The sequence below is a fragment of the Nonomuraea sp. NPDC048916 genome (assembly GCF_040649575.1).
In the GTDB taxonomy this organism is placed as follows: Bacteria; Actinomycetota; Actinomycetes; order Streptosporangiales; family Streptosporangiaceae; genus Nonomuraea.
Map to the genome: position 1 here is coordinate 302,930 of NZ_JBEZFS010000012.1, position 21,526 is coordinate 324,455.

General features: G+C 70.7%; 21 protein-coding genes. 15 read left to right on the forward strand and 6 right to left on the reverse strand.

Features of this window, described 5'->3' with window-relative positions; all coding sequences use genetic code 11:
- The first annotated feature begins 2 nt into the window (after window positions 1-2).
- Window positions 3-398 carry a hypothetical protein gene (locus tag AB0C16_RS15420; protein WP_357682939.1) on the forward strand — a complete coding sequence of 132 codons (396 nt, stop codon included), beginning with the start codon at window positions 3-5 and terminating at the stop codon, window positions 396-398.
- Between the two features lie 73 nt (window positions 399-471).
- Here AB0C16_RS15420 and AB0C16_RS15425 read toward each other — a convergent pair whose 3' ends face one another.
- The 5 genes from AB0C16_RS15425 to AB0C16_RS15445 all read right to left on the reverse strand — a co-directional run bounded on the left by AB0C16_RS15425 (window position 472) and on the right by AB0C16_RS15445 (window position 6,118).
- Window positions 472-1,281 (reverse strand): GDSL-type esterase/lipase family protein, encoded by an 810-nt coding sequence (locus tag AB0C16_RS15425; RefSeq protein ID WP_357682941.1) that lies wholly within the window; start codon window positions 1,279-1,281, stop codon window positions 472-474.
- The gene (locus tag AB0C16_RS15430) at window positions 1,278-1,853 is read right to left on the reverse strand and encodes a PadR family transcriptional regulator (protein WP_357682943.1); all 576 of its coding nucleotides are present in this window, start codon (window positions 1,851-1,853) and stop codon (window positions 1,278-1,280) included. The genes AB0C16_RS15425 and AB0C16_RS15430 overlap by 4 nt, the downstream gene beginning before the upstream one ends.
- 82 nt (window positions 1,854-1,935) lie before the next feature.
- The gene (locus AB0C16_RS15435; RefSeq protein ID WP_357682945.1) at window positions 1,936-3,396 is read right to left on the reverse strand and encodes a sulfite exporter TauE/SafE family protein; all 1,461 of its coding nucleotides are present in this window, start codon (window positions 3,394-3,396) and stop codon (window positions 1,936-1,938) included.
- Window positions 3,393-4,592, reverse strand: coding sequence for a hypothetical protein (locus tag AB0C16_RS15440; protein WP_357682946.1), 1,200 nt, complete (start codon window positions 4,590-4,592; stop codon window positions 3,393-3,395). Before AB0C16_RS15440 ends, AB0C16_RS15435 begins: the two co-directional genes overlap by 4 nt.
- Before the next feature lie 149 nt (window positions 4,593-4,741).
- A complete protein-coding gene (locus tag AB0C16_RS15445; protein WP_357682948.1) occupies window positions 4,742-6,118 on the reverse strand; it encodes a DUF4331 domain-containing protein in 1,377 nt (458 codons plus the stop codon).
- 235 nt (window positions 6,119-6,353) lie between these two features.
- Between AB0C16_RS15445 and AB0C16_RS15450 the strand changes: the two genes are divergently transcribed.
- Genes AB0C16_RS15450 through AB0C16_RS15460 form a run of 3 tightly spaced genes read left to right on the forward strand, consistent with a single transcriptional unit; the run spans window position 6,354 to window position 10,658 of the window.
- Window positions 6,354-8,075, forward strand: a complete 1,722-nt coding sequence (locus AB0C16_RS15450; protein ID WP_357682950.1) for an ABC transporter ATP-binding protein — start codon at window positions 6,354-6,356, stop codon at window positions 8,073-8,075.
- Between the two features lie 52 nt (window positions 8,076-8,127).
- A complete protein-coding gene (gene hutU / locus AB0C16_RS15455; protein ID WP_357682952.1) occupies window positions 8,128-9,777 on the forward strand; it encodes a urocanate hydratase in 1,650 nt (549 codons plus the stop codon).
- Window positions 9,778-9,824: 47 nt separating this feature from the next.
- Window positions 9,825-10,658 carry a MurR/RpiR family transcriptional regulator gene (locus AB0C16_RS15460; protein ID WP_357682954.1) on the forward strand — a complete coding sequence of 278 codons (834 nt, stop codon included), beginning with the start codon at window positions 9,825-9,827 and terminating at the stop codon, window positions 10,656-10,658.
- Between the two features lie 23 nt (window positions 10,659-10,681).
- Here AB0C16_RS15460 and AB0C16_RS15465 read toward each other — a convergent pair whose 3' ends face one another.
- Window positions 10,682-11,263 (reverse strand): ATP-binding protein, encoded by a 582-nt coding sequence (locus AB0C16_RS15465; RefSeq protein ID WP_357682956.1) that lies wholly within the window; start codon window positions 11,261-11,263, stop codon window positions 10,682-10,684.
- A 356-nt stretch (window positions 11,264-11,619) separates the two neighbouring features.
- Between AB0C16_RS15465 and AB0C16_RS15470 the strand changes: the two genes are divergently transcribed.
- The 11 genes from AB0C16_RS15470 to AB0C16_RS15520 all read left to right on the forward strand — a co-directional run bounded on the left by AB0C16_RS15470 (window position 11,620) and on the right by AB0C16_RS15520 (window position 21,519).
- On the forward strand, window positions 11,620-12,444 hold the full coding sequence (locus tag AB0C16_RS15470) for a helix-turn-helix transcriptional regulator (RefSeq protein ID WP_357682958.1): 825 nt from the start codon (window positions 11,620-11,622) through the stop codon (window positions 12,442-12,444).
- A complete protein-coding gene (locus tag AB0C16_RS15475; protein WP_357682960.1) occupies window positions 12,441-12,659 on the forward strand; it encodes a DUF397 domain-containing protein in 219 nt (72 codons plus the stop codon). Before AB0C16_RS15470 ends, AB0C16_RS15475 begins: the two co-directional genes overlap by 4 nt.
- A 149-nt stretch (window positions 12,660-12,808) precedes the next feature.
- Entirely contained in the window at window positions 12,809-13,081 is a 273-nt protein-coding gene (tgmA, locus tag AB0C16_RS15480) for a putative ATP-grasp-modified RiPP (RefSeq protein WP_357682962.1), read from the forward strand.
- Between the two features lie 26 nt (window positions 13,082-13,107).
- Complete coding sequence (gene tgmB / locus AB0C16_RS15485) at window positions 13,108-14,067, forward strand: ATP-grasp ribosomal peptide maturase (RefSeq protein WP_357682964.1); 960 nt, start codon at window positions 13,108-13,110, stop codon at window positions 14,065-14,067.
- On the forward strand, window positions 14,064-15,188 hold the full coding sequence (gene tgmC / locus AB0C16_RS15490) for an ATP-grasp peptide maturase system methyltransferase (RefSeq protein WP_357682966.1): 1,125 nt from the start codon (window positions 14,064-14,066) through the stop codon (window positions 15,186-15,188). Before tgmB ends, tgmC begins: the two co-directional genes overlap by 4 nt.
- Window positions 15,189-15,252: 64 nt before the next feature.
- Entirely contained in the window at window positions 15,253-15,939 is a 687-nt protein-coding gene (locus AB0C16_RS15495) for an SDR family oxidoreductase (RefSeq protein WP_357682967.1), read from the forward strand.
- 33 nt (window positions 15,940-15,972) lie between these two features.
- Window positions 15,973-17,244 carry an allantoate amidohydrolase gene (locus AB0C16_RS15500; protein ID WP_357682969.1) on the forward strand — a complete coding sequence of 424 codons (1,272 nt, stop codon included), beginning with the start codon at window positions 15,973-15,975 and terminating at the stop codon, window positions 17,242-17,244.
- The gene (locus tag AB0C16_RS15505; protein ID WP_357682971.1) at window positions 17,235-18,557 is read left to right on the forward strand and encodes a formimidoylglutamate deiminase; all 1,323 of its coding nucleotides are present in this window, start codon (window positions 17,235-17,237) and stop codon (window positions 18,555-18,557) included. The genes AB0C16_RS15500 and AB0C16_RS15505 overlap by 10 nt, the downstream gene beginning before the upstream one ends.
- A 5-nt stretch (window positions 18,558-18,562) precedes the next feature.
- Window positions 18,563-19,720, forward strand: a complete 1,158-nt coding sequence (gene hutI / locus AB0C16_RS15510) for an imidazolonepropionase (protein ID WP_357682973.1) — start codon at window positions 18,563-18,565, stop codon at window positions 19,718-19,720.
- Window positions 19,721-19,823: 103 nt separating this feature from the next.
- Entirely contained in the window at window positions 19,824-20,765 is a 942-nt protein-coding gene (locus AB0C16_RS15515; RefSeq protein WP_357682975.1) for a sigma-70 family RNA polymerase sigma factor, read from the forward strand.
- Window positions 20,766-20,949: 184 nt separating this feature from the next.
- Window positions 20,950-21,519, forward strand: coding sequence for an ABATE domain-containing protein (locus AB0C16_RS15520; RefSeq protein WP_357682977.1), 570 nt, complete (start codon window positions 20,950-20,952; stop codon window positions 21,517-21,519).
- The last annotated feature ends 7 nt before the right edge of the window (window positions 21,520-21,526 follow it).

A 21,526-nucleotide genomic window follows, 5' to 3' on the forward strand; every position in this document is an offset into this window, starting at 1 on the left:
GCATGTCGCCTCCATCGCGATGGGACGGAACCGGCCAGTCGCTGCCCGAGCCGATCGGCCTCGACGACGCGGTGGGGCTCAGGATGCGCGCCCTGCACGAGAGAGGCCTCGCCCGTGACGTCATCGACGTCGCCGCCGTGGCACACCACTACTCCTTCCGCGACCTCGAACGCCTCGCCAGGGCGCACAACGACGTGTTCTCCCCGCGCGAGCTCGCCATGCGGCTGGAGTTCGTCGACTCCATCGCCGACGAGGAGTTCGAGGCGTACGGGCTGGGCGGGGACCGCGTCCGGGAGATCCGGAGGTTCGCCGCCGCCTGGGCCGAGGACATCAAGCTGCGGCGGGCCGAGGAGGGCGACGCCGACTACGACGACCCCGACCTGCCCGGCATCGACTGAGACGACCTGGTTTGTGAAGAGGTCCGTGGTCGGGCGAGACGATTTCGACTGAGACGACCGTTTCGCGTAGGGGTTATCCGTGGTCGGTCGAGGCGGTTTCGGCCTGACCGTCGTCGACCGATGCGACCGGGGTGAGGAGCGGGCGTTTGGCGGTGAAGCCGTCGCCCGAGGAGCGGCCCCGAAGGCGGCGGACCACCCAGGGCCCGGCGAAGGAGGCGGCCCAGCGCAGCTCCGTGGCGGCCACCTGCCAGCCGGCGGGCCGCGGCTGCGGGGCGAGCGGGAGCGCCCAGTCGCCGTCGCTGCCCGGCAGGCCGAGCGCGTGGGCCACGGCGGCCGCGATGCGGGCGTGACCCAGGGAGTTGGCGTGCAGCCGGTCGCTGCTCCACATCCGGGAATCGGTGGCGAACGCGTGGGGGTAGGTGTCGACCACCGTGACACCGTGGCGGGCCGCCGCCGCGCGCAGGCAGGCGTTGAACTCGACCACCCGCGGGGCCAGCCGGCGGACCAGCGGCGCGATCCGCCCGATGTCGGGGAAGGTCACGGTGACCACGTGCGCGCCCGCCCCGGTGAGGGCGGCGAACATCTCCTCCACCACACCCGCCACCTCGGCGGCCCGGAAGCCGGGACGGATGAGGTCGTTCATCCCGGCCATCACGGTCGCCAGGTCGGGGCGCAGCTCCAGGGCGGTCGCGAGCTGCTGGTCGCGGATCTCCGCCGCCCGCCGGCCTCGCACGGCCAGGTTGGCGTAGAGCAGGTCCGGATCGGCACGGGCCAGGTGCTCGGCGAGCCGGTCGGCCCAGCCGCGGTGCCCGAGGGTGTCGTCGCCGTCGCCCAGACCCTCGGTCTGACTGTCGCCGAGGGCGACGTAACGCTTGAAGCTCATCGGATCTCCCTTCCGGCATGGTGGGCGCGCTCGCTCAGTGTCCGCGCGGTGGACAGGCACCAGTCGCGCATCTCGCGTTCCAGCCGGCACCCGGCCAGGCAGGAGAGGTAGGGGCCGACGCGCTCGCCCTGCCGCAGGAACGCCTGCTCGTCCAGGTCGCCGCGCATGCGCAGCAGGGTCTTCTCGAAGATCGCGAGCTTGGCCGCCGCCTCGGCGGCACGCTCGCGGAGCTGCGCGACCACGGGCGCCGGGTCGAGCAGGTCCACGGCGTGGACCTTCACGGCCAGGTCGTCGCGGATCAGCAGCGGCCTGCCCGGGGCGGCCGTGAACGCCGCCAGCTCGCCCAGCCCCGCTTCGGTGACGGTGAAGACCCGCTTGTTGGGCCGGCCCCGCTGGACGACCTCCCGGCCGGAGATCAGGCCGTCGCCCTCCAGCCTGGTCAGCTCGCTGTAGAGCTGCTGTGGGGCGGCGTACCAGAAGTTGGAGACGCCCATGTCGAAGATCTTGGTGAGCTGGTAGCCGCTGTATTCGCCGTCGAGCAGCGCCGCGAGCACCGCGTGTCGCAGGGCCACGGGTCAGCGTTGGTCATGGGGATGATTAGTCATGGACATGACTATAGCTGTGGTGGTGCGCAGGAGCCAGAGTGAGTGGCGGTCAGAGGGTGGCCGCCGAGCGGAGGGCCAGGCCGGCGCCCAGCAGCACGACCATCGCGGCGGTGCCCAGCGGGGCGAGGCCCGACAGCCGCATCGCCAGGCCGCGCCCGGCCGCGGCCCTGCGCTCCAGCCGGTCGACGAGCTTGACCAGCAGCAGGCCCGTGACGGTCAGCGTCGCCGCCATGCCGACGCCGTACGCGGTGACGAGCGCGACCCCGAACCAGGTACGGCCCAGCGCGATCGCGCCCAGCAGCACGATCAGCGCCGAAGGGCTGGGCACCAGCCCGCCCGCCACCCCCAACCCCACCAGACCACCCCGCCCACGATCGTGCCCATGTCCGTGGCCGTGCCCATGTCCGTGCCCATGTCCGTGGCCGTGTCCGTGGGCGTGGGCGTGCTGGCCGTGGCGGGCGGACTTGAGGAGGCGGAGGCCGATGACGGCGATCAGGAGGCCGCTCACGACCCCCAGCCAGGCCAGCACCGACTCGCCGGCCAGCGCCGTGAACGCGCTGAGCAGCAGCCCCACCACCAGCACCCCGGCCGTGTGCGTGGCCGTCACCGTGGCGCCCACCACGACCGCGTCACGCGGACGGCCGCGCCGTCCGGCCAGGTAGGCGGCCATGATGGTCTTGCCGTGTCCGGGGATCAGCGCGTGGCCGGCGCCGAGCACCACCGCGAGTCCCAGCGCCAGCAGCCCGAGCGGCGCCGTGAGCCGGTCGGAGCCGATCAGCCCGGTGAACGTCCGGTCCAGGGCCGCCAGGGCGTCGCCGATCGGCCCGCCCAGCGCGATCCCGCCGCTGATCCCGCCCTGGCCGGGCGGGTCCGGGGCGCCGGAGCCGGCCGGGCCGCCGAGCCCGGCGACGGTCAGCGTGGCGGTCCGCTGGTCGAGCGGGTCGGCCAGCAGGTCGTCCGGGTAGCGGCGCAGCTCGTCGCTCACACTGGCCGAGGGCACCGACGAGCGCGCCAGCCGGACCCCGTCGCCGACGGCGGTGATCTCCCGCCAGCCGATCCGATCCTGCTCGAAGCCGTCGGCGAACTCCACGGCCCCCGCAGGGCGGACGCCGGCGACGAGTTCGCAGGTCAACCGGCTGGTCTCCAGGCCGCCCTGGCCGGGGGCGTACCCGTGCGCCGAGCGGGTCACCCGCCACGGCACCGCCGTGCCTCCGACCGTGAGGCGTTGGGCGGCGGCCAGCGCGGCGCACCTGCGGGGCGCGTACGAGCCGTCGACCTCGGGCTTGGCCTGTAGGGTCGGCAGCTCCGCGGCGTCCACCACGGCGGTGTTCCGCACCTGGCCGGTCAGCAGGCGCAGCCCGTTGTAGTGGTTGACGGTGAAGTTGCCCAGCGGGTGGGCCAGCGCGGGCCGGGACTCGGCCCGCGCCGCCGCGACGAACACGACCGCCGCCGACAGCGACAGCAGCAGCCCCGCCAGGACGGCGAGCAGGCCCAGCCGGATGAGTCTCATGAGAACCTTCCCAATGCGGGCAGGGACGGGTCGAAGGCCGGGTCGACGCGCGCGGGCAGCCCCAGCGCCTGCTCGATCCGCGCCCGGTGATAGCCGATCAGCGGGTGGTGCCAGCCGGTCGAGGTGGCCTTCCTCGCGTATCGCAGCGCGGCGCGCGGCTTCCCGTCCTGGAACAGCGCCCAGGCGAGCGCGTCGGCGGCGACCAGGTTGGGGTTGCGGGCGTATTCGGCTCTGGCGTGCCGTACGGCCAGCGCCGGGTCGCCGTGGTCGGCCTCGAACTCGGCCCAGGTGAGGTCGTCGCGCACGCCGGCCGACCGCAGCAGCTCGCGCTGGGCCCGGAGCAGCGTCCAGTCGGCCGTCAGGCCCGCCTTCATCCGGGTCTCGCCCTGCTCGATCAGGTATTGGGGCAGGGGCAGCCGCTGGACGACCCGCTCGTAGAGGGTGAGCGCCTCGGTCAGCCGCCCGCCGAGGGCCGCGACCTTCGCCTGCCCGGCGAGCGCCGGGGTGTAGGCCGGGTACGCCTGCAGGGCCTTGCCGTACCATTCGCCGGCCGTGCGCAGGTCGCCGGAGTGCAGGGCCAGCTCGCCCAGGTAGTGGCGGGCGTAGGCCCGGTCGGCGGGCAGGAAGGCGTCGTCCTCGGCGTCCTGGAGGAACTCGCGGGCCCTGTCCCGGTCGCCGCGCAGCTCGGCCGCGTAGGAGGCGCGGGTGAACGCGGGGACGCCGGGGCGCAGGCTCAGCATCCGGTCCACGGCTTTCTCGGCGCCGCGCAGGTCGCCGAGCTGCGTCTTGGCGTCGGCGAGCACGCCGTGGGCCGGCGCGCTGTAGGGGTTGACGTCGATGGCCCGGTTGGCGAGCCGTACCGCGTCGGCGAACTCGTGGCGGCCGGCGGCGAGCACGGCCTGGCCGGTCAGCACGGCGTCGTCCTCGGGAGCCAGCCGGGCGGCGGTGGCCAGGGCGCCCTCGGCCTTGGCGTAGAAGGACGGGTCGCCGGTGATCCTGGTCTGGTCGACGTACTCCATGCCGAGCCGCGCCCAGCCGCGGTAGTCGCCCGGCAGGCGCTTGAGGCGGGCCTGCAGCGTTTCCGTGAAGGGCGCCGCCTGCTGCTCCTGGCGTTGCTCGGGCGCGGACACCGCGACGGTGGTGAAGGCCAGCGCGCCGGCCAGGACCACGCCGCAGGCGAGGACGAGCGATCGCATCGAGGGCTCCGAACGGTCTGAGGGTCGGGCAGGGGCCGGCCGGCCGCGACGGGGTACCCGGCCGGCCGGTGAGGCGGCGGGAATCGGGGAGACGGGACCCGCCGCGGGGGAGACCGGCCGGCCGGAGAGGGAGCCGGCCGGTCACGGGGTCAGCGCTGGTTGACCGCGACGTTGCCGGGCAGCGGGATGTACGGGAACGTCGTCAGGAAGGGCTTGTCGTTCCTGTCGACCTTGTCCGTCAGCCCGGGGACGAGCTTGCCCGACTGCGCGGCCCCGGCCAGGGCCTGGAGCTCGATGTCCACCACGTCGTCCGACAGGCGCCGGCCGTTCGGGAAGCCCTGCAGGTCACCGGCCAGCACGCCGAGCCTGTTGGGGTCCTTGGTGGGCGGGATCGACATGTTGAGCCGCAGCATCTCCGCGGGACGGAGCTTGCCGGCGTCCTTGTTGAGCGTCTGCGAGTTGAGGTCCGCCATGATCGGCCCGTTGCCCTTGGCGATGCCGGTCAGGAAGATCTCGACCAGGTCGTTGCGGGGGGTGGCGGGCGCCTTGATCCCGTAGATGGACTCCAGCAGCCTGGACACCTCGGGGTCGGTGACCCGCTTGACCAGGGCCGGCTCGTCGGCGTCCTTGGCCGGAGGCAGCGCGTTGAACGCGTCCTTCAGCCCGGCGGGCGCCACGACCTCGTTGACCAGCGGGTTGCCGAGGCGGGAGACCTGGACGAAGCCGTTGGGGCCCTGCTTGTCGGTGGTCGACCAGACGCCGATCACCGGGTTGCGCTTGGCGTCGCCCTTGAGCGCGAGGTCGGAGGCGGGCACCTGGATCGCCAGGGTGTTGACGTTGTAGCCCCGGGTGGTGTCCTGGCCGACCTCGGACAGGTCACCGCCGTACAGCAGGTCGAACACGCGCAGGTCGAGGAAGAACGCCTCGTCGGACTGGCCGGCGAGCGCCTTGCCGCCGCCGGGCAGGCTGGTGATGGCCTGCTTTCTGAGCGTGCCGTAGTCGGGCATGGAGGCCGGGCCCACGTTGCTGGGCGCCACGATGCCGTTGGAGACCAGGGTCCTGCTGCCGCCCGGGGTGATCCTCTTCAGGGTGTAGCGCTGGCGGTAGAGCAGGTTCTGGTCGTCGAGCGAGGTGACGGGCCCGTTGTTGTAGAGGAACGTGGTGGTGCCGCGCCGGTCCTCGTCGCGGAACGTCCACTGGTAGGTGATGTCGGGCTTGGCGTCGCCGTTGTTGTCGATCTTGACGTTGTAGCGCGACTTGGTGGCGAACGGGTAGAAGTTCGGGCCGCCGTGGGGCTCCTGGAACGGGACCCAGTTGGCCAGCAGCGTCACCGTGTCGGCCTTGTCGGGGCTGACGAACGCGTAGACGTCGGTGTTGTCGTGAAGCGGGTCGGCCAGGATCGCCGGGGCCTCGCGGTGCGAGGAGGCGGCGCCGGTGTCGGTGCGGAGCACGGCGAACGAGGAGGCGGTCAGTGCCGCCGCGACGCCGAGTCCGACTAGAGCGCGCCGGTTGATCCGGAGCTCCATGTTCGGTCCTTTCGAAGGGCTGATCGGTTCGATTCGAGAGGTCCCGGCCGGGTTCCTCGACGCCCTATTCGTCGGAGCGGGCCCGGCGGATGTCGGGCTCCTCCTCAAGGATGAGAGGTCAATCAAAGTTGACATACTTGAGTCGTCAATTTAGGTTGACGGGTGCCGATCGGTCTCGGCCGATCGTTGGGGGTTCGGGGGGTTCGGGGGGTTCGGGGGTTTTCGGGGATTCGTCGTGAGAGGAGAAAAGGTGATCAAGGAGCTGCTCGCCTACATCCGTCCGCATCGCAGGATTCTGGTGATCGGCGGGCTGCTGGGCCTGATCGGGTCGGCGGCGGGGCTGTCGATGCCCTTGCTGGCCAAGTACGTCGTGGACGCCTTCGGGCAGGACACGTCGATGGCCGGGCCCCTCATCGGGCTGACCGTCGCCGTGGTCGTCGGCGCGGTCGTGTCGGCCGGGGGCACCTACCTGATGGAGCGCACCGGCGAGGGCATCGTGCTCGGCGCCCGACGCCGGCTCGTCGACCGGATGCTCCGGCTCAAGGTGGCCGACGTGGACCGGCTCAAGCCCGGCGACCTGCTGTCGCGGGTGACCGGCGACACGACGCTGCTGCGGTCCGTGCTGACCAACGGGATCGTCAACTCGATCGGCTCGGTGTTCATGCTGGTCGGCGCGATCGTCCTGATGGCGACCATGGACGGCGTGCTGCTGCTGGTCACGCTGCTCGTGGTGGTCGTGATCGGCGGGCTGGTCGGGCTGATCATGCCCCGGATCCAGCGGGCGCAGAAGCAGGCCCAGGAGGCCGTGGGCGAGATGGGCGCGGTGCTCGACCGGGCCCTTCAGGCGTACCGCACGGTCAAGGCCAGCGGCGCCGAGGCGCGCGAGATCGACGTGGTCGGCGCGGCCGCCGTACGGGCCCGCGATCGCGGCCTGCAGGTGGCCGGGTGGACCTCGCTGGCCGGGGTGGCGACCTGGATGGCGGTGCAGATCGCGTTCCTGTGCGTGCTCGCCGTGGGCGGCGCGCGGGTCGCCTCGGGCGCGCTGGAGGTGTCGTCGCTGATCGCGTTCCTGCTCTACCTGTTCTACCTGGTCGCGCCGATCGGGCAGCTGGTCGAGGGCGCGGTGCAGCTGCAGCAGGGCCTGGCCGCGATGACGCGCATCAGGGAGATCGAGGAGCTGCCCAGCGAGGCCGTGGTGGTCGCGGCTCCCGCCTCGGCCGAGCCGGTGGGCGTGCGGTTCGAGGACGTGGTGTTCCGCTACGGCGACGACCGGCCGATCGTGCACGACGGGGTCGGCTTCGAGGTGCCGCCCGGCGGGCTGACGGCGCTCGTCGGGCCGTCCGGCGCGGGCAAGTCCACGGTGTTCGCCCTGCTCGAACGCTTCTACGAGCACCAGGCGGGCACGATCACGGTCGGCGGGCGCGACATCCGCGACTGGCCCCTCGGCGAGCTGCGCGGCGCTCTCGGCTACGTCGAGCAGGACGCCCCCGTGCTCGCGGGCACGCTCAGGGAGAACCTCCTCTTCGCCGCCCAGGACGCCACCGAGGAGGAGCTGCGCCGCGCGCTCACCCGCACCCGCCTCGACGACCTGGTGTCCAGGCTGCCCGAAGGGCTCGACACCGCCGTCGGCCACCGCGGCGTGCTGCTGTCGGGCGGCGAGCGGCAACGGGTCGCGATCGCCAGGGCGCTGCTGCGCAAGCCGCGGCTGCTCCTGCTCGACGAGGCCACCTCCCAGCTCGACGCGGTCAACGAGTTACGGCTGCGCGAGGTCATCGCCGAGGTGGCGACGGAGACCACGGTTCTCGTCATCGCCCACCGGCTGTCGACGGTGACCAACGCCGACCGCATCGTGGTCATGGAGGCGGGCGGTGTGCGGGCCGTCGGCTCCCACGAGGAGCTGATCGGCCGGGACGAGCTCTACCGCGAGCTGGCCACCACCCAGTTCCTGGTGAGTTGAGGCGTTGTACCCTGCCAGTGACATAGATGAATGTGTTCATTCAGGAGGACGCATGAGCCGCACCGTGCGCGCGCCGCGAGGCACGACGATCACCGCCAAGGGGTGGCCGCAGGAGGCCGCGCTCCGGATGCTCCAGAACAACCTGGACCCGGAGGTCGCCGAGCACCCCGAGCACCTGGTCGTCTACGGCGGCTCGGGCCGGGCGGCCCGCGACTGGCCGTCGTTCGACGCGCTGGTCAGGACGCTCACCACGCTCGAGGGCGACGAGACGCTCCTGGTCCAGTCGGGCCGCCCGGTCGGCGTCTTCCGCACCCACGAATGGGCGCCCAGGGTGCTCATCGCCAACTCCAACCTGGTGCCCGACTGGGCCAACTGGGAGGAGTTCCGGCGGCTGGAGGCGGCCGGGCTGACCATGTACGGCCAGATGACCGCGGGCTCCTGGATCTACATCGGCACCCAGGGCATCCTGCAGGGCACCTACGAGACGTTCGCGGCGGTGGCGGCCAAACGCTTCGGAGGTTCGCTGGCCGGCACCATCACGCTGACCGCGGGCCTCGGCGGCATGGGGGGCGCGCAGCCGCTCGCGGTCACCATGAACGGCGGCGTCGCCATCTGCGTCGACTGCGACCCCCGTTCGGTCGACCGGCGCATCGAGCACGGCTACCTCGACGTGCGGGCGTCGTCGCTGGACGAGGCGCTGCGGCTGGCCTACGAGGCGCGCGACGCCCGCCGGCCGCTGTCCGTCGGCGTGGTCGCCAATGCCGCCGAGGCGGTGCCCGGCCTGCTGGCGAGGGGCGCCGAGATCGACATCGTGACCGACCAGACCTCGGCGCACGACCCGCTGATGTACCTGCCGCTCGGGGTGGCCTTCGAGGACATGGCCGCCGAGCGGGAGAAGGATCCGGCCGGCTTCACCCACCGGGCCCGCGAGTCGATGGCCCGCCACGTGGAGGCCATGGTCGGCTTCCAGGACGCCGGGGCGGAGGTCTTCGACTACGGCAACTCCATCCGCGGGGAGGCCCGGCTGGCGGGCTACGCGCGGGCCTTCGACTTCCCCGGTTTCGTGCCCGCGTACATCAGGCCGCTGTTCTGCGAGGGCAAGGGGCCGTTCCGCTGGGCGGCGCTGAGCGGCGACCCCGCCGACATCGCCGCCACGGACCGCGCGATCCTCTCCCTCTTCCCGGACAACGAGCCGCTGGCCAGGTGGATCCGAAAGGCCGGCGAGAAGGTGCACTTCCAGGGGCTGCCGGCGCGCATCTGCTGGCTCGGCTACGGCGAGCGCGACCGGGCGGGCGAGCGGTTCAACGACATGGTGGCGTCCGGGGAGCTCCAGGCGCCCGTGGTGATCGGCCGCGACCACCTCGACAGCGGATCGGTCGCCTCCCCTTACCGCGAGACGGAGGCCATGGCCGACGGCTCCGACGCGATCGCCGACTGGCCGCTGCTCAACGCCATGCTCAACACGGCCTCGGGTGCGGCGTGGGTGTCGATCCACCACGGCGGCGGCGTCGGCATCGGCCGTTCGATCCACGCCGGGCAGGTCACGGTCGCCGACGGCACGGCCCTGGCCAGGGAGAAGCTCAACCGCGTGCTCACCAACGACCCCGGGACGGGCGTGATGCGGCACGTCGACGCGGGCTACGAGGAGGCCGCCTCGGTGGCCGCCGAACGAGGGGTGCGCATCCCGATGCGCGAATCGTGATGGGGCCGGCGGGATGAGAAAGACCTGTTGGTGACGTTGGAGCTGGTGTGACCGGCGGATACCAGAGCGGGATGGACACCTTGCTGGCCGGGCGAAGGCTTTCGCCCGTGCAGCGGAGGATCGCGCACTACCTGTCCGAGCATCTCGACGAGGCCATCTTCCTGTCCAGCGTCGAGCTGGCGGAGCGGGCGGGCGTGAGCCAGCCGTCGGTGACCCGGTTCGCCATGGTGCTCGGCTTCGCCGGTTATCCGGAGCTGCGGCAGGCGCTCCGGCCGCTGGTGATGGGCGGGCTGCCCGACGTGCCGCAGGCGAGCGTGCTGAGGAGCGCCGTCGACGACGAGATCCGCAACCTGACCGTGGTCCGCGACCGACTGGCGCACCTCCCGCTGCGCGAGCTGGGGGAGTCGCTGGCCGCCACCGAGCCGCTGCCCGTGCTGGGGCTGCGGGTGTCGTCGGGGCTGGCCACCACCTTCGCCTACTACGCGCGGCGGATCCATCCCGACGTACGGCTGCTGACGCACGGCGGGTCGGAGCTGGCCGACGGGCTGCACGCCGCGCGGCGCGCCGGGGCCGAGTGGGTGGTGGCGGTGGTGCTGCCCCGGTATCCGGTGGAGGCGGTGCAAGCGCTGGAGTACGCCGCGAAACTGGGATTGAAGGCCGCGGTCATCACCGACAAGCCGGGCCTTCCCGCCGAGGTCGTGCTCGACGCGCCGGTGGGGGATCGGCTGGTGTTCGACTCCCACGCGGCGCCTCTGGCCCTGGCGATGGCCTTGGTGGAGGCCATGGCCGACGCGGCGCCCCTGCGGACCCGGGCCCGGCTGGAGGAGTTCGAGCGGATGACCGACGAGACCGGGACGTTCCTACCCGGCGAGCCGGTGTAGCGACCGCGCCGACCAGGTCACGGTCAGCGCGGCCAGCGCCGCCATGATGCCGGACGCTGTTCCGCCATCGGCCTCCACCGCTTCGCGGCCGGGTCCTTCGCATGGAAGCCGGCCGCTCCACTCCCGGCCAGTTCGCCCCTGATCCGAACCAGCGGCCCAGAACACTCCGTGCCGTCTTCTTTGCCCGTGTCAAACGGCACCTCTTGCGCCGTGGACACCTCTGCCCAGATCACGCACCATTCGAGGGCTGCTCGGCGCATGCCCCACCTGAGCGACGACCGTTCGACAAGCCACAACCCTCGCCCGTTCTGGTGTTCCTGATCAGGAACACGAGGCCGGGGGACAGCACTTGCCCCCTCATCGATCACCTCGATACGGGCCATCCCGCCATCAATGGTGTTGATTTCGACAGTGATAACCCCACCCGGACGCCCCGAGGCGGTGTGAATCACCGCGTTGGTAACCAGTTCGGTAACCACGAGTCGCGCGGCTTCCACATCCCGGTGTCCCGCCGCCGTCAGCATCTCCCCGACGCAGCGACGAGCCACCGGCACCGAATGCACAACCCCTGGCAACACAAGCTCACCGAGAAACTGACCGCTCATCGCGCCGCCCTCCTGATCCGATCGAGCGCATCCACCTCAACCGCGCCAACCGTGGTGCCGCGACGCGCCACCCAAGCGGCGAGAACACCAGGAGTTCTGTCTCCTACTTCATCCGTCATTGCTATGTCACCGACCACGTTCGTGTCTGGAATCCGGCTCGCGTTACAACAAGAATCCGGACTTGTCCTGTTTCGCATAACCGGGCCGCACTCATTCGTTCCCTGAGGGGCATTTCAAGAATGCCTGCGACCAGCTATGTTCGGGACCGGAGTTACCGAAACACCTCCTGCCAGTTTTGTTGCGGCGGTTGTTGTGGAGCTTCGCAACTCCTGTTGTTGCCGTCAAACGGAGGCGAGATGTCATCAGGGCCAGACTTGTCCTTCGCCGTTCCCCCAGAGGTCGCGTTCGGCCGGGAACTGCGTGCGCTGCGCCACGCTCAGGGGTGGTCGCTAGACGCTTTCGGGAAACGGATCGGGTATTCCGGGACGATGGTGGGCTACTACGAGCGGGCCAAGCGCCCCGTTCCAGAAGCGTTCGTAGCGAAAGCCGAGGAGGTTCTGGGGCTCAGCGGGGAACTGGTGACGCTCTGGAAGGCAGTCAATCCCCAGACCGCACCGAAGTGGTTCAGGCAATGGCCGAAGATCGAATCGGCGGCCCGCACGCTGCGGTCATGGGAACCGCTGCTCGTTCCTGGCCTGCTCCAGACGGAAGAATACGCCAGTGCGGTTCTGCGGGCCGAACCTGGCGTTACAGAAGAGCAGATAAAGGACGCGCTAGAGACCCGACTCCGCCGACAAGCAATCTTCAGTCGGCCTACTCCTCCGACGCTGGTAGCCGTGATCGACGAGGGTATCTTGCATCGCCCTATCGGTGGCAAGTCCATCATGTACGACCAACTGACGCATTTGCTTGCGCTGATGGATCACCCGAACATCACGATCCAAGTTGTGCCTCTAGCAGTAGGGGCGAACGGGGGGCTACTGGGCGGGTTCGCTGTCGCGCACCGGCCCGGCGCGCCGGATGCCGCCTACCTGGAGACCGCTGGCAACGGGCAAGTAACCGATCGCGTGGAGGAGGTGGAGGCCATTAGCCTGAGGCATGACACGATCCGTGCATGGGCTCACCCCCTGCACGTCACCAGGGACGTGATCCGCGAGATGATAGTGAGGTATGAGCAATGAGCGACCAGCAGCCCGACGAGCTGGCCCAAGCTGCTTGGCGTAGGGCCACAAAGACGGGCTCGAACGGCGGAAACTGCATCGAGGTTGCGCCACTGTCTGGCGGGCGCGTGGGCATCCGTGACTCAGAGGCACCCGAGAAGCCTCCGTTCGTTGTCCGTGGTGCCGTTTGGGATGCCTTCATTGACGGCGCAAAAAAGGGCGAATTCGACTTTTAAGCAAACAAAGCCCCCGGCTCCTTCCGGGGCTTTGTCGTTGTCCTGATCGTGTTGCGATGTTTGTTGCGCCGCAAACCTTCGCCACATCTGGCCCTTCTGGAAGACTGAATCTATCGTCAAGGAGAAACTTCCCTCTTACGGAGGCTCAAATGGCCTTGACGCAAGATCAGCCTGTACGCCCTTGGGGCATGAGCCGTGCAACGAAACACTGGCCGGAAGCGTCCCTTCCGTGGTTCGCGACGCGACTGGACCCTGACACACAGCTCACGATCTTCTGCGATGAGCAGGGGGCGGCCATCGATATATTCGCGGGCGGCTCCAACAGGACTTTCCCAACGGTCTCCATGTCCAAGCCGGGGGACGGCGCAAAGAACGCCCCTCTAAAGGCGGACGACTCCCCCAACGACAACGAAAAAGACTAGGCGTGCCGTCTACCCGAGACACCGTCATGGTGATCACGTGCGAGGAAGACGCCACCGCCAATCTGGTCATCACCGCGCTCAACGAGCGAGGGGCGACGGTCGCACGGGTCGACCCGGCCGACATAGGCTCCGATCTGACGTTCAGTGCACAGATCGGGGCCGGTCAGATGCAATGGGCGGGACGGTTGCGTACTCCTAGCCGCGAGATCGCCCTAGAGGATGTGCGGGCGGTCTACTACCGTCGCCCGTCCCCCTGGCGTTTCAACGAGCTGGATCCGCAGGCACGGGAATTCGCCGTCGCCGAGGCAAGGCACGGCCTGAAAGGCTTGATCGCCAACCTGGAGGGTTGCCTCTACGTCAACCATCCCGCCCGCAACGACTGGGGTGAATACAAGCCCGCACAATTGCAGACGGCTGTACACGTAGGACTTGAAGTGCCCGCGACCTTGATAACCAACGATCTCAAGGCGGTCGGCGGGTTTGCTCTGAATCATGGCCCGATGATCTATAAATCCTTTCGAGGAATGCCTTCTGCCCCTGGTGGTGAAGTGGCGGCGATCTGGACTCAGCGAGTCGATCCGATGGCGGTAGACGAGTCGGTAGCGGTCACCGCCCACATGTTTCAGGCTGAAGTGCTCAAAGACAGCGACGCGAGAGTGACCGTCGTAGGCTCCCGCGTGTTCGCCAGCGAGATCACTAATCCAGGGGGAGTGCTCGACTGGCGTCACGGCGATTGGGCCGCGCTCGAACACAGCCCAATCCGTGTACCCTCGTCAGTCGTGATCGCGCTTCACGGCTACCTCGATCATTTCGGGCTGGTGTTCGGCTGCTTCGACTTCGCCCTGGAGAAGGCCAAAACGGGGACCGGCCCTTACCGATGGATATTCCTCGAATGCAACCCGAACGGGCAATGGGGTTGGCTGCCCGATGCGGGCGCGATAGCCGAAGCTTTCGCCGAAACTCTGCTGGAGGGATGGTTCACATGAACCTGGCCGCCAAGCTTCGCCACGAACTAGCCGTCGCGATCGGCTCGCCGGACTGGCAGGCGGCGCTTGAAGCGGTGCCGCGCGAACTCTTCGTGGGTGATGCCGTCTACCGCGACGACGCCGGACTGGGCTGGGTGCCGGTGCACCGCTCCCAGATGAGCCCCGAAGACTGGCTGGCGCTCGTCTACACCGATGAGACATGGGTGACCCAGGTCAACGGCGTCATGGCCGAGAACGCAATCGAACCGGTGGCCATCCTGCGGCCTACGTCGTCTTCCACACTCCCGAGCCTGGTTGTGCGGATGCTCGAAGCCGCCGGAATCAGCGAAGGCGAAAACGTCCTGGAAATAGGCACCGGAACCGGCTACTCGACGGCGTTGCTGTGCCATCGGTTGGGCGACAAGGCCGCAACGTCGATCGAGTTTGATCCTGTGGTCGCTGATCGCGCGAAGGTCGCCCTAGCCGTTGCCGGTTACACGCCCACGCTCGTGCAAGGTGACGGGTTGCTCGGGTACGAGGGCAACGCGCCCTATGACCGACTCATTGCCACCTGCTCCGTGCGCACCATTCCCCTCGCATGGGTACGGCAGGTCTGCGAAGGAGGGACGATCACGGCCCCCATGCTGGGCTGGACAGGAGGAGTCGCATTCGCTCACCTCCGGGTTGCCGACGACGGCACGGCAAGCGGCCGGTTCCTCAACGACGACGTGTACTTCATGCCTGCCAGGCCGCACGCTGCACCGCCACTCGATGTCCTGGAGTTGGGCAGCGGAGACGTGAGCGACACCCAGATCGACCCGTTGCTCTTGACCGACGACGCGGCGCTGTTCGTGGCTCAGCTTGCCGCCCCTCAGGCCCAGCATGGATGGGCCGGAGACATTCTGACGCTGCACGATGTGGACACAGGGTCGCATGCTGACGTCAGGCCATCACCCGGTGGCGGATGGGTGGTCCATCAGCGCGGGCCGCTTCGCCTTTGGGACGAGGTCGAAAAGGCCATCGTGACGTGGCAGGAAGCCGGGCGGCCTCACCAATCTGGGTTCGGGCTCATCGTGACGGGTGAGGAGCAGCGCGTCTGGCTTGGCGATCCCGACGGGCCTGGCTGGAACCTACCCGCCTAGCGCCTACGGGTGCCCGGTTACAGCAGCGGGAGAAGGTTTTCGTCAAGGTCATAAGCTGTCGGCCATGACTGAACGACCGACGGCGCTGGTCACCGGCGCCTCACGGGGGGTGGGCGAGGCGATCGCCCGGGCGCTGGCGCCGACGCACCACGTCATTCTCGGCGGCCGCGACGAGCGCGCCCTGGCCGGGCTGGCCGGCGAACTGCCCGACGCGCGGCCCTGGCCGGTCGAGCTGACCGAGCTCGCCCCGGCCGACGTCGAGGGCATCGAGCGGCTCGACGTGCTCGCGCACAGCGCCGGCATCGGCCCGCTCGGCCGGATCGCCGAGCTGCCCCCGGACGTGTGGCGCGGCACGATGGAGGTCAACGTGATCGCGGTCGTCGAGCTCACCCGCCTGCTGCTGCCCGCGCTCCGGGCGGCCGGCGGCCACGTGGTCTGCGTCAACTCCGGCGCGGGCCTGCGCGCCAACCCGGGCTGGGGCTCCTACGCGGCGAGCAAGTTCGCGCTTCGGGCCTTCGCCGACGCGCTGCGCCAGGAGGAGCCCGCGCTGCGGGTGACGACCGTCTACCCGGGCCGCGTCGACACCGACATGCAGCGCGCCGTGCGCGAGCACGAGGGCGGCGAGTACGAGCCGCACCGCTATCTCCGGCCCGAGACCGTCGCCAGGGCCGTGCTGGCCGCGGTCAACGCCGGGCCCGACGCCCATCTGACCGAGCTGACCCTGCGCCCTCGCGGGGGACCGGTCAACTGACGCCTGAATGGATTCATTCACTACAGTGGGTCCATGCTTGACGAACTCTCGCACATCGGACGTGATCCATCGACCAACGGCTACGTCAGGGACGCCTGGTCGGCCGCCGACCTGGAGCTGCGCGAGTGGTTCAGGGGTGAGGCGGCGAAGCGGGGGCTCGACACGCGCGAAGACCGCAACGGCAACCTCTGGGCGTGGTGGGGCGACCCGTCGCGGGAGCCCGGCGTGGTCACGGGCAGCCATCTCGACTCGGTACGGCAGGGCGGCGCGTTCGACGGCCCGCTGGGTGTGGTGTCCGCCTTCGCCGCCCTCGACATCCTGAAAAATCGTGGCATATCGCCAAACAGGCCGCTGGGTGTCGCGTGCTTCACCGACGAGGAGGGCGCCCGGTTCGGCGTCCCCTGCATGGGATCGAGGCTGCTCACCGGGGCGCTCGCCCCCGGGAGGGCGCTCGGTCTCACCGACGACGAGGGCGACACCCTGGCCGACGTCCTGACGGGGGCGGGACGCGACCCGCGCGCGATCGGGCGTGACGATCCGACCCTCGCCACCGTCGGCGTCTTCGTCGAGCTCCACGTCGAGCAGGGGCGCCGGCTCGCCGGCCAGGGCAGCCCCGTCGGCGTGGCCAGCGCGATCTGGCCGCACGGCAGGTGGCGGTTCGACTTCCGCGGCCAGGCCAACCATGCCGGCACCACCCGGCTGGAAGATCGCGACGACCCGATGCTGCCGTTCGCCCGGATGGTGCTGGCGGCCCGCGAGGCGGCGGCGCGGCGCGGCGTGGTGGCCACCGTCGGCAAGGTCCGCGTCTCGCCCGGCAACGCCAACGCCGTGCCCGGCCTGGTCTCGGCCTGGCTCGACGCCCGCGGCGCCATCGAACGCGACGTCCTCGACCTGGTGACCGAAGTGGCCGAACTGGCCGCGGGGGCGGAGGTGAGAGAGGAGTCCTGGACCCCCGTGGTCGACTTCGACGAACCCTTCAGAGACCGCCTCGCCACCCTGATCGGCGCCACGGGCGAAGGTGCCGCAGGCGAAGCCGCCACGGGCGAAGGCGCCGCTGGGAGCGCCGCCGAGGGCGCTGCCGGGGGCGTCGCGGAGGGCGCGACCGGGGGCGCGGCGGCGCCGATCCTGCCGACCGGGGCCGGGCACGATGCCGGGATCCTCGCTTCGGCGGGCGTGCCGAGCGCGATGCTGTTCGTGCGCAACCCCACCGGCGTGTCCCACTCGCCGCAGGAGCACGCCGAGCAGGCAGACTGCGAGGCGGGAGTGGCCGCGCTCGCGACCGTGCTGGAGGACCTGTGCCGCTGACCTACTGGTGCGAGCAGGCGTGGCTGCCCGGCGGTGTCACCGACGGCGTGCTCGTCGAGATCGAGGGGGCGCACATCGTCCAGGTCGGGCAAGGTGAGCCGGGAGCCGCCGAACGGCTGGCCGGGCTCACCATCCCGGGCCTGGCCAACGCCCACTCGCACGCCTTCCACCGGGCGCTGCGCGGCGCCACCCAGGCGGGCGGGGGCGACTTCTGGACCTGGCGCGAGCGGATGTACGAGGTGGCCGCCCGGCTCGACCCCGACACCTACCTGGCGCTGGCCCGGGCCGTCTACGCGGAGATGGCCCTGGCCGGGGTGACCTGCGTGGGGGAGTTCCACTACCTGCACCACGGCCCGGGCGGCGTGCCGTACGACGACCCCAACACGATGGGCCACGCGCTCGTCCAGGCCGCGCGTGAGGCGGGGCTGCGGATCGCGCTGCTCGACACCTGCTACCTGACGGGCGGCATCGGTGTCCCGCTCGAGGGCCCGCAGACGCGCTTCGGCGACGGCGACGCCGGGGGCTGGGTGGCCCGCGCCGAGCTGCTGGCCGCCGCGTACGAGGGGCAGCCGGACGTCGAGATCGGCGCGGCGGTCCACTCGGTGCGCGCGGTGCCGGCCGAGCAGATGCCGCTGGTCGCCGAGTTCTCCCACCACCACGCCGCGCCGCTGCACATGCACGTCTCCGAGCAGCGCGCCGAGAACACGGCCTGTGTGGAGGCGTACGCGGCGACCCCCGTGGAGGTGCTGCACGAGCACGACCTGCTCGGGCCGCGCTCCACCGCCGTGCACGCCACCCACCTGACCGACGCCGACATCGAGCTGCTCGGCCAGTCCGACACGCACGTCTGCATGTGTCCCACGACCGAACGCGACCTGGCCGACGGCATCGGCCCCGCGAGGGCCCTGTACGACCGGGGGGCGGCGCTCACGCTGGGCTCCGACAGCCACGCGGTGATCGACCTGTTCGAGGAGGCCCGCGCGGTGGAGCTGGACGAGCGGCTGGCCACCGAGCGACGCGGCCACTGGCGGGCGGCCGAGCTGCTGACCGCCGCCACCGGCAGGGGCCACGCCTCGCTCGGCTTCCCCGGCGCGGGGCAGATCGTGCCCGGAGCGTGGGCGGACCTGGTCTCGGTACGCCTCGACTCGGTCCGTACGGCGGGCACGACCGGACTGGAGGCTCTGGTGTTCGCGGCCACGGCGGCGGACGTGCACTCGGTGATCTCGGGCGGCCGCCGTGTGGTGACCGACGGACGGCACCGGCTGGGTGACATCGGAGCCCTGCTGGGCGAGGCGATAGGACGGATGCGTTGACCACGATGACCACGACGAGCACGACGCTGATCGACGGGATCGGGTTGCTCTACACCGGCGACCCGGAGCGCGAGGAGATCGAGGACGCGGCACTGGTCCTGGAGGACGGCCTGGTCGCCTGGCTCGGGCCCGCCGGGCGGGCGCCGGCGGCCGACCGGCGGATCGCGGCCGGGGGCCGGTGCGTGATCCCCGGTTTCGTCGACAGCCACGCCCACCTCGTCTTCGCCGGCGACCGGACCGCCGAGTTCGAGGCCCGGATGTCCGGCCAGGCCTACGCCGGAGGCGGCATCCGCACCACGGTCGCCGCCACCCGGCAGGCGAGTGACGCCGAGCTGGCCACCCGCGCCGCCGCCCTGGTCGCCGAGATGCTGGCGCAGGGCACCACGACCGTCGAGATCAAGAGCGGCTACGGGCTGAGCGTCGAGGACGAGCGCCGCTCGCTGGAGATCGCCACCGGCCTCACCGACGAGACCACCTACCTCGGCGCGCACCTCGTGCCCGCCGGCGTCGCGGCCGACGACTACGTGCGGCTGGTCACGGGCGAGATGCTGACGGCCTGCGCGCCGTACGCGAAGTGGGTGGACGTCTTCTGCGAGCGCGGCGCGTTCGACGGCGACCAGACCCGCGAGATCCTGAGCGCGGGCCTCAAGGCCGGGCTGCAGGCCAGGGTGCACGCCAACCAGCTCACCGAGGGGCCCGGCGTGCTGATCGCCTGCGAGCTGGGAGCGGCCTCGGCCGACCACTGCACCCACCTGAGCGCGGCCGACGTCGACGCCCTCGCCTCGTCGGGCACGGTGGCGACCCTGCTGCCGGGCGCCGAGTTCTCCACTCGCTCGCCCTACCCCGACGCCCGCCGGCTGATCGACGCCGGGGTGACGGTCGCGCTGGCCACCGACTGCAACCCGGGCTCGTCGTTCACCTCCTCGATGCCGTTCTGCGTCGCGCTGGCCGTACGTGAGATGCGCATGACGCCGCTGGAGGCGGTCAGGGCCGCGACGTACGGCGGGGCGCGCGCGCTGCGCCGCACCGACGTGGGCCGGCTGGTGCCGGGAGCGCGGGCCGACCTCGTGGTCCTCGACGCCCCTTCCTACACGCACCTCGCCTATCGACCTGGTGTTCCGCTCGTCCACCAGGTCTTCCAAGGAGGTCTCCTCCTTGAGTAGGACATCCAGAACCCTCCGCTGGTCGTAGTCCTTTAGGGAATCTTTGCATCTGGCCGGACGTTGGCCGGGTATAAGACGCAGCTGCGGAACGAGGTGCCTGGGGATGGCAAGGCCTACGGGGAGTCGCACGCAGGAGCAGCACGTCGCAGACCGCGACCTGCTGGGTACTTACCTGGCGGAGATCGGCCGGGTGCCGCTGCTCACGGCGGAGGAAGAAGTGGAGCTGGCCAAGCGGATCGAGGCGGGTCTCTTCGCCGAGCAACTGCTCGACAGCGGTGGCTCGGAGCCGCGTTGCGGGGACGCGGCCGACGAGGAGCTGGAGCGCCTGGCGATCTCGGGCCAGCGGGCCAAGGACGAGTTCATCCAGGCCAACCTGCGTCTGGTGGTGGCCGTGGCGCGCAAATACTCGGGGCGCGGGATGCCGCTGATCGACCTGGTCCAGGAGGGAAACCTGGGGCTGGTCCGGGCGGTGGAGAAGTTCGACTACAAGCGGGGCTACAAGTTCTCGACCTACGCCACGTGGTGGATCAGGCAGTCGGTGGGCCGGGCCATCCACGAGCAGGCGCGGCCGGTTCGGCTGCCGACGCATGCCGGCGAGCAGATGACCAGGTTGATGCGGGTGCGCAGGGACATGCTGGCCGAGTTCGACGTCGAGCCGACCGACGACGATCTCGCGCGGCTCCTGGAGCTGCCGATCGAGCGGGTGCGCGAGCTGCGCCGCTGGGCCTCCGATCCGGTCTCGCTGCAGCTGGGCGTGGGCGACGAGGACGAGACCGAGCTGGGCGACATGATCGCCGACGACACGTGGGCCGATCCCGAGCAGCAGGCCATCGACATCCTGGAGCGCGAGCGGCTCGACCAGTGGCTGACCGGTCTCGAGGGTGACACGCGCGACATGCTGCGCTGGCGCTACGGCCTGGTCGACGGCCGCGAGCACACGCTCACCGAGGTGGGTGAGCGCTACGGCATCGGCCGCGACCGCGCCCGCCGCATCGAGCGCGACGCCCTGGCCCGGCTGCGCCGGATGGCCAACGCCGCCGCCTGAGTCGTCGCGGGATGGCCAACGCGCCCGCCTGAGTCGTCGCGGGAGGCGGCGGCGCCGGATGGCCAACGCGGCCGCTTGTTGAGCCGTCGCGGGAGGCTCGTTCGGTCAGCGCGATCAGGTCGTCCGTCATGGTTCTGCTCCAACTGACACCGGTTTAACCGGTGTCGAGTGTTACGCTCGCGGCGTGGACGGTGCAAGCGCGATGACGCTTACCGCGCTCGACGGGCAGCGGTTCCGGTTCGACGCCGGCACGCTGTGCCTGGACTTCCTGCTCATCGGAGCGGTCGAGCCGTGGGAGCAGTTGCACGAGCCCGGCGACCTCATGGCGTGGATCGGCCGCTCCCGGCTGGGAGTCGAGGGCGATGTGGTGGCCGGCCAGGGCGACCTCATGGCCGCCGAACGGCTGCGCGGGGCGGTCCAGCACCTCGCCGAGCGCGCCGCCCGGGGCGAGGCCTACGACTCCGCCGACCTCTGGGCGCTCAACGAGGCCGCGGCCGCGCCGCCGCCCGTGCCGGTGATCGGCGTGGGGCTCGACCGGGGCTGGTCCTATCCGGTGACCGCGACGCAGTTTCTGTCGGCGGTGGCGCGTGACGCCATCGAGCTCTTCAGCGGCCCCCTGGTCAAACGGGTGCGGATGTGCGCGGGCGAGCTCTGCTCCCTCATCTTCCTCGACACCTCACGGCCGGGCACCCGCCGCTGGTGCTCGATGAGCCGCTGCGGCAACCGGCAGAAGCTGCGCACCAGGCGCTCGTAGGCGCCGC

What these genes read in the sequence shown, in the direction of transcription:
- AB0C16_RS15440 (WP_357682946.1), bottom strand. Translation starts at nt 4,592, where the DNA reads ATGCGATCGCTCGTCCTCGCCTGCGGCGTGGTCCTGGCCGGCGCGCTG.
- AB0C16_RS15475 (WP_357682960.1), top strand. Translation starts at nt 12,441, where the DNA reads ATGAGCGACCAGCAGCCCGACGAGCTGGCCCAAGCTGCTTGGCGTAGG.
- AB0C16_RS15425 (WP_357682941.1), bottom strand. Translation starts at nt 1,281, where the DNA reads ATGAGCTTCAAGCGTTACGTCGCCCTCGGCGACAGTCAGACCGAGGGT.
- AB0C16_RS15470 (WP_357682958.1), top strand. Translation starts at nt 11,620, where the DNA reads ATGTCATCAGGGCCAGACTTGTCCTTCGCCGTTCCCCCAGAGGTCGCG.
- AB0C16_RS15435 (WP_357682945.1), bottom strand. Translation starts at nt 3,396, where the DNA reads ATGAGACTCATCCGGCTGGGCCTGCTCGCCGTCCTGGCGGGGCTGCTG.
- AB0C16_RS15515 (WP_357682975.1), top strand. Translation starts at nt 19,824, where the DNA reads ATGGCAAGGCCTACGGGGAGTCGCACGCAGGAGCAGCACGTCGCAGAC.
- tgmA (WP_357682962.1), top strand. Translation starts at nt 12,809, where the DNA reads ATGGCCTTGACGCAAGATCAGCCTGTACGCCCTTGGGGCATGAGCCGT.
- tgmC (WP_357682966.1), top strand. Translation starts at nt 14,064, where the DNA reads ATGAACCTGGCCGCCAAGCTTCGCCACGAACTAGCCGTCGCGATCGGC.
- AB0C16_RS15445 (WP_357682948.1), bottom strand. Translation starts at nt 6,118, where the DNA reads ATGGAGCTCCGGATCAACCGGCGCGCTCTAGTCGGACTCGGCGTCGCG.
- AB0C16_RS15500 (WP_357682969.1), top strand. Translation starts at nt 15,973, where the DNA reads ATGCTTGACGAACTCTCGCACATCGGACGTGATCCATCGACCAACGGC.
- AB0C16_RS15495 (WP_357682967.1), top strand. Translation starts at nt 15,253, where the DNA reads ATGACTGAACGACCGACGGCGCTGGTCACCGGCGCCTCACGGGGGGTG.
- hutI (WP_357682973.1), top strand. Translation starts at nt 18,563, where the DNA reads ATGACCACGACGAGCACGACGCTGATCGACGGGATCGGGTTGCTCTAC.
- AB0C16_RS15420 (WP_357682939.1), top strand. Translation starts at nt 3, where the DNA reads ATGTCGCCTCCATCGCGATGGGACGGAACCGGCCAGTCGCTGCCCGAG.
- hutU (WP_357682952.1), top strand. Translation starts at nt 8,128, where the DNA reads ATGAGCCGCACCGTGCGCGCGCCGCGAGGCACGACGATCACCGCCAAG.
- tgmB (WP_357682964.1), top strand. Translation starts at nt 13,108, where the DNA reads ATGGTGATCACGTGCGAGGAAGACGCCACCGCCAATCTGGTCATCACC.
- AB0C16_RS15465 (WP_357682956.1), bottom strand. Translation starts at nt 11,263, where the DNA reads ATGAGCGGTCAGTTTCTCGGTGAGCTTGTGTTGCCAGGGGTTGTGCAT.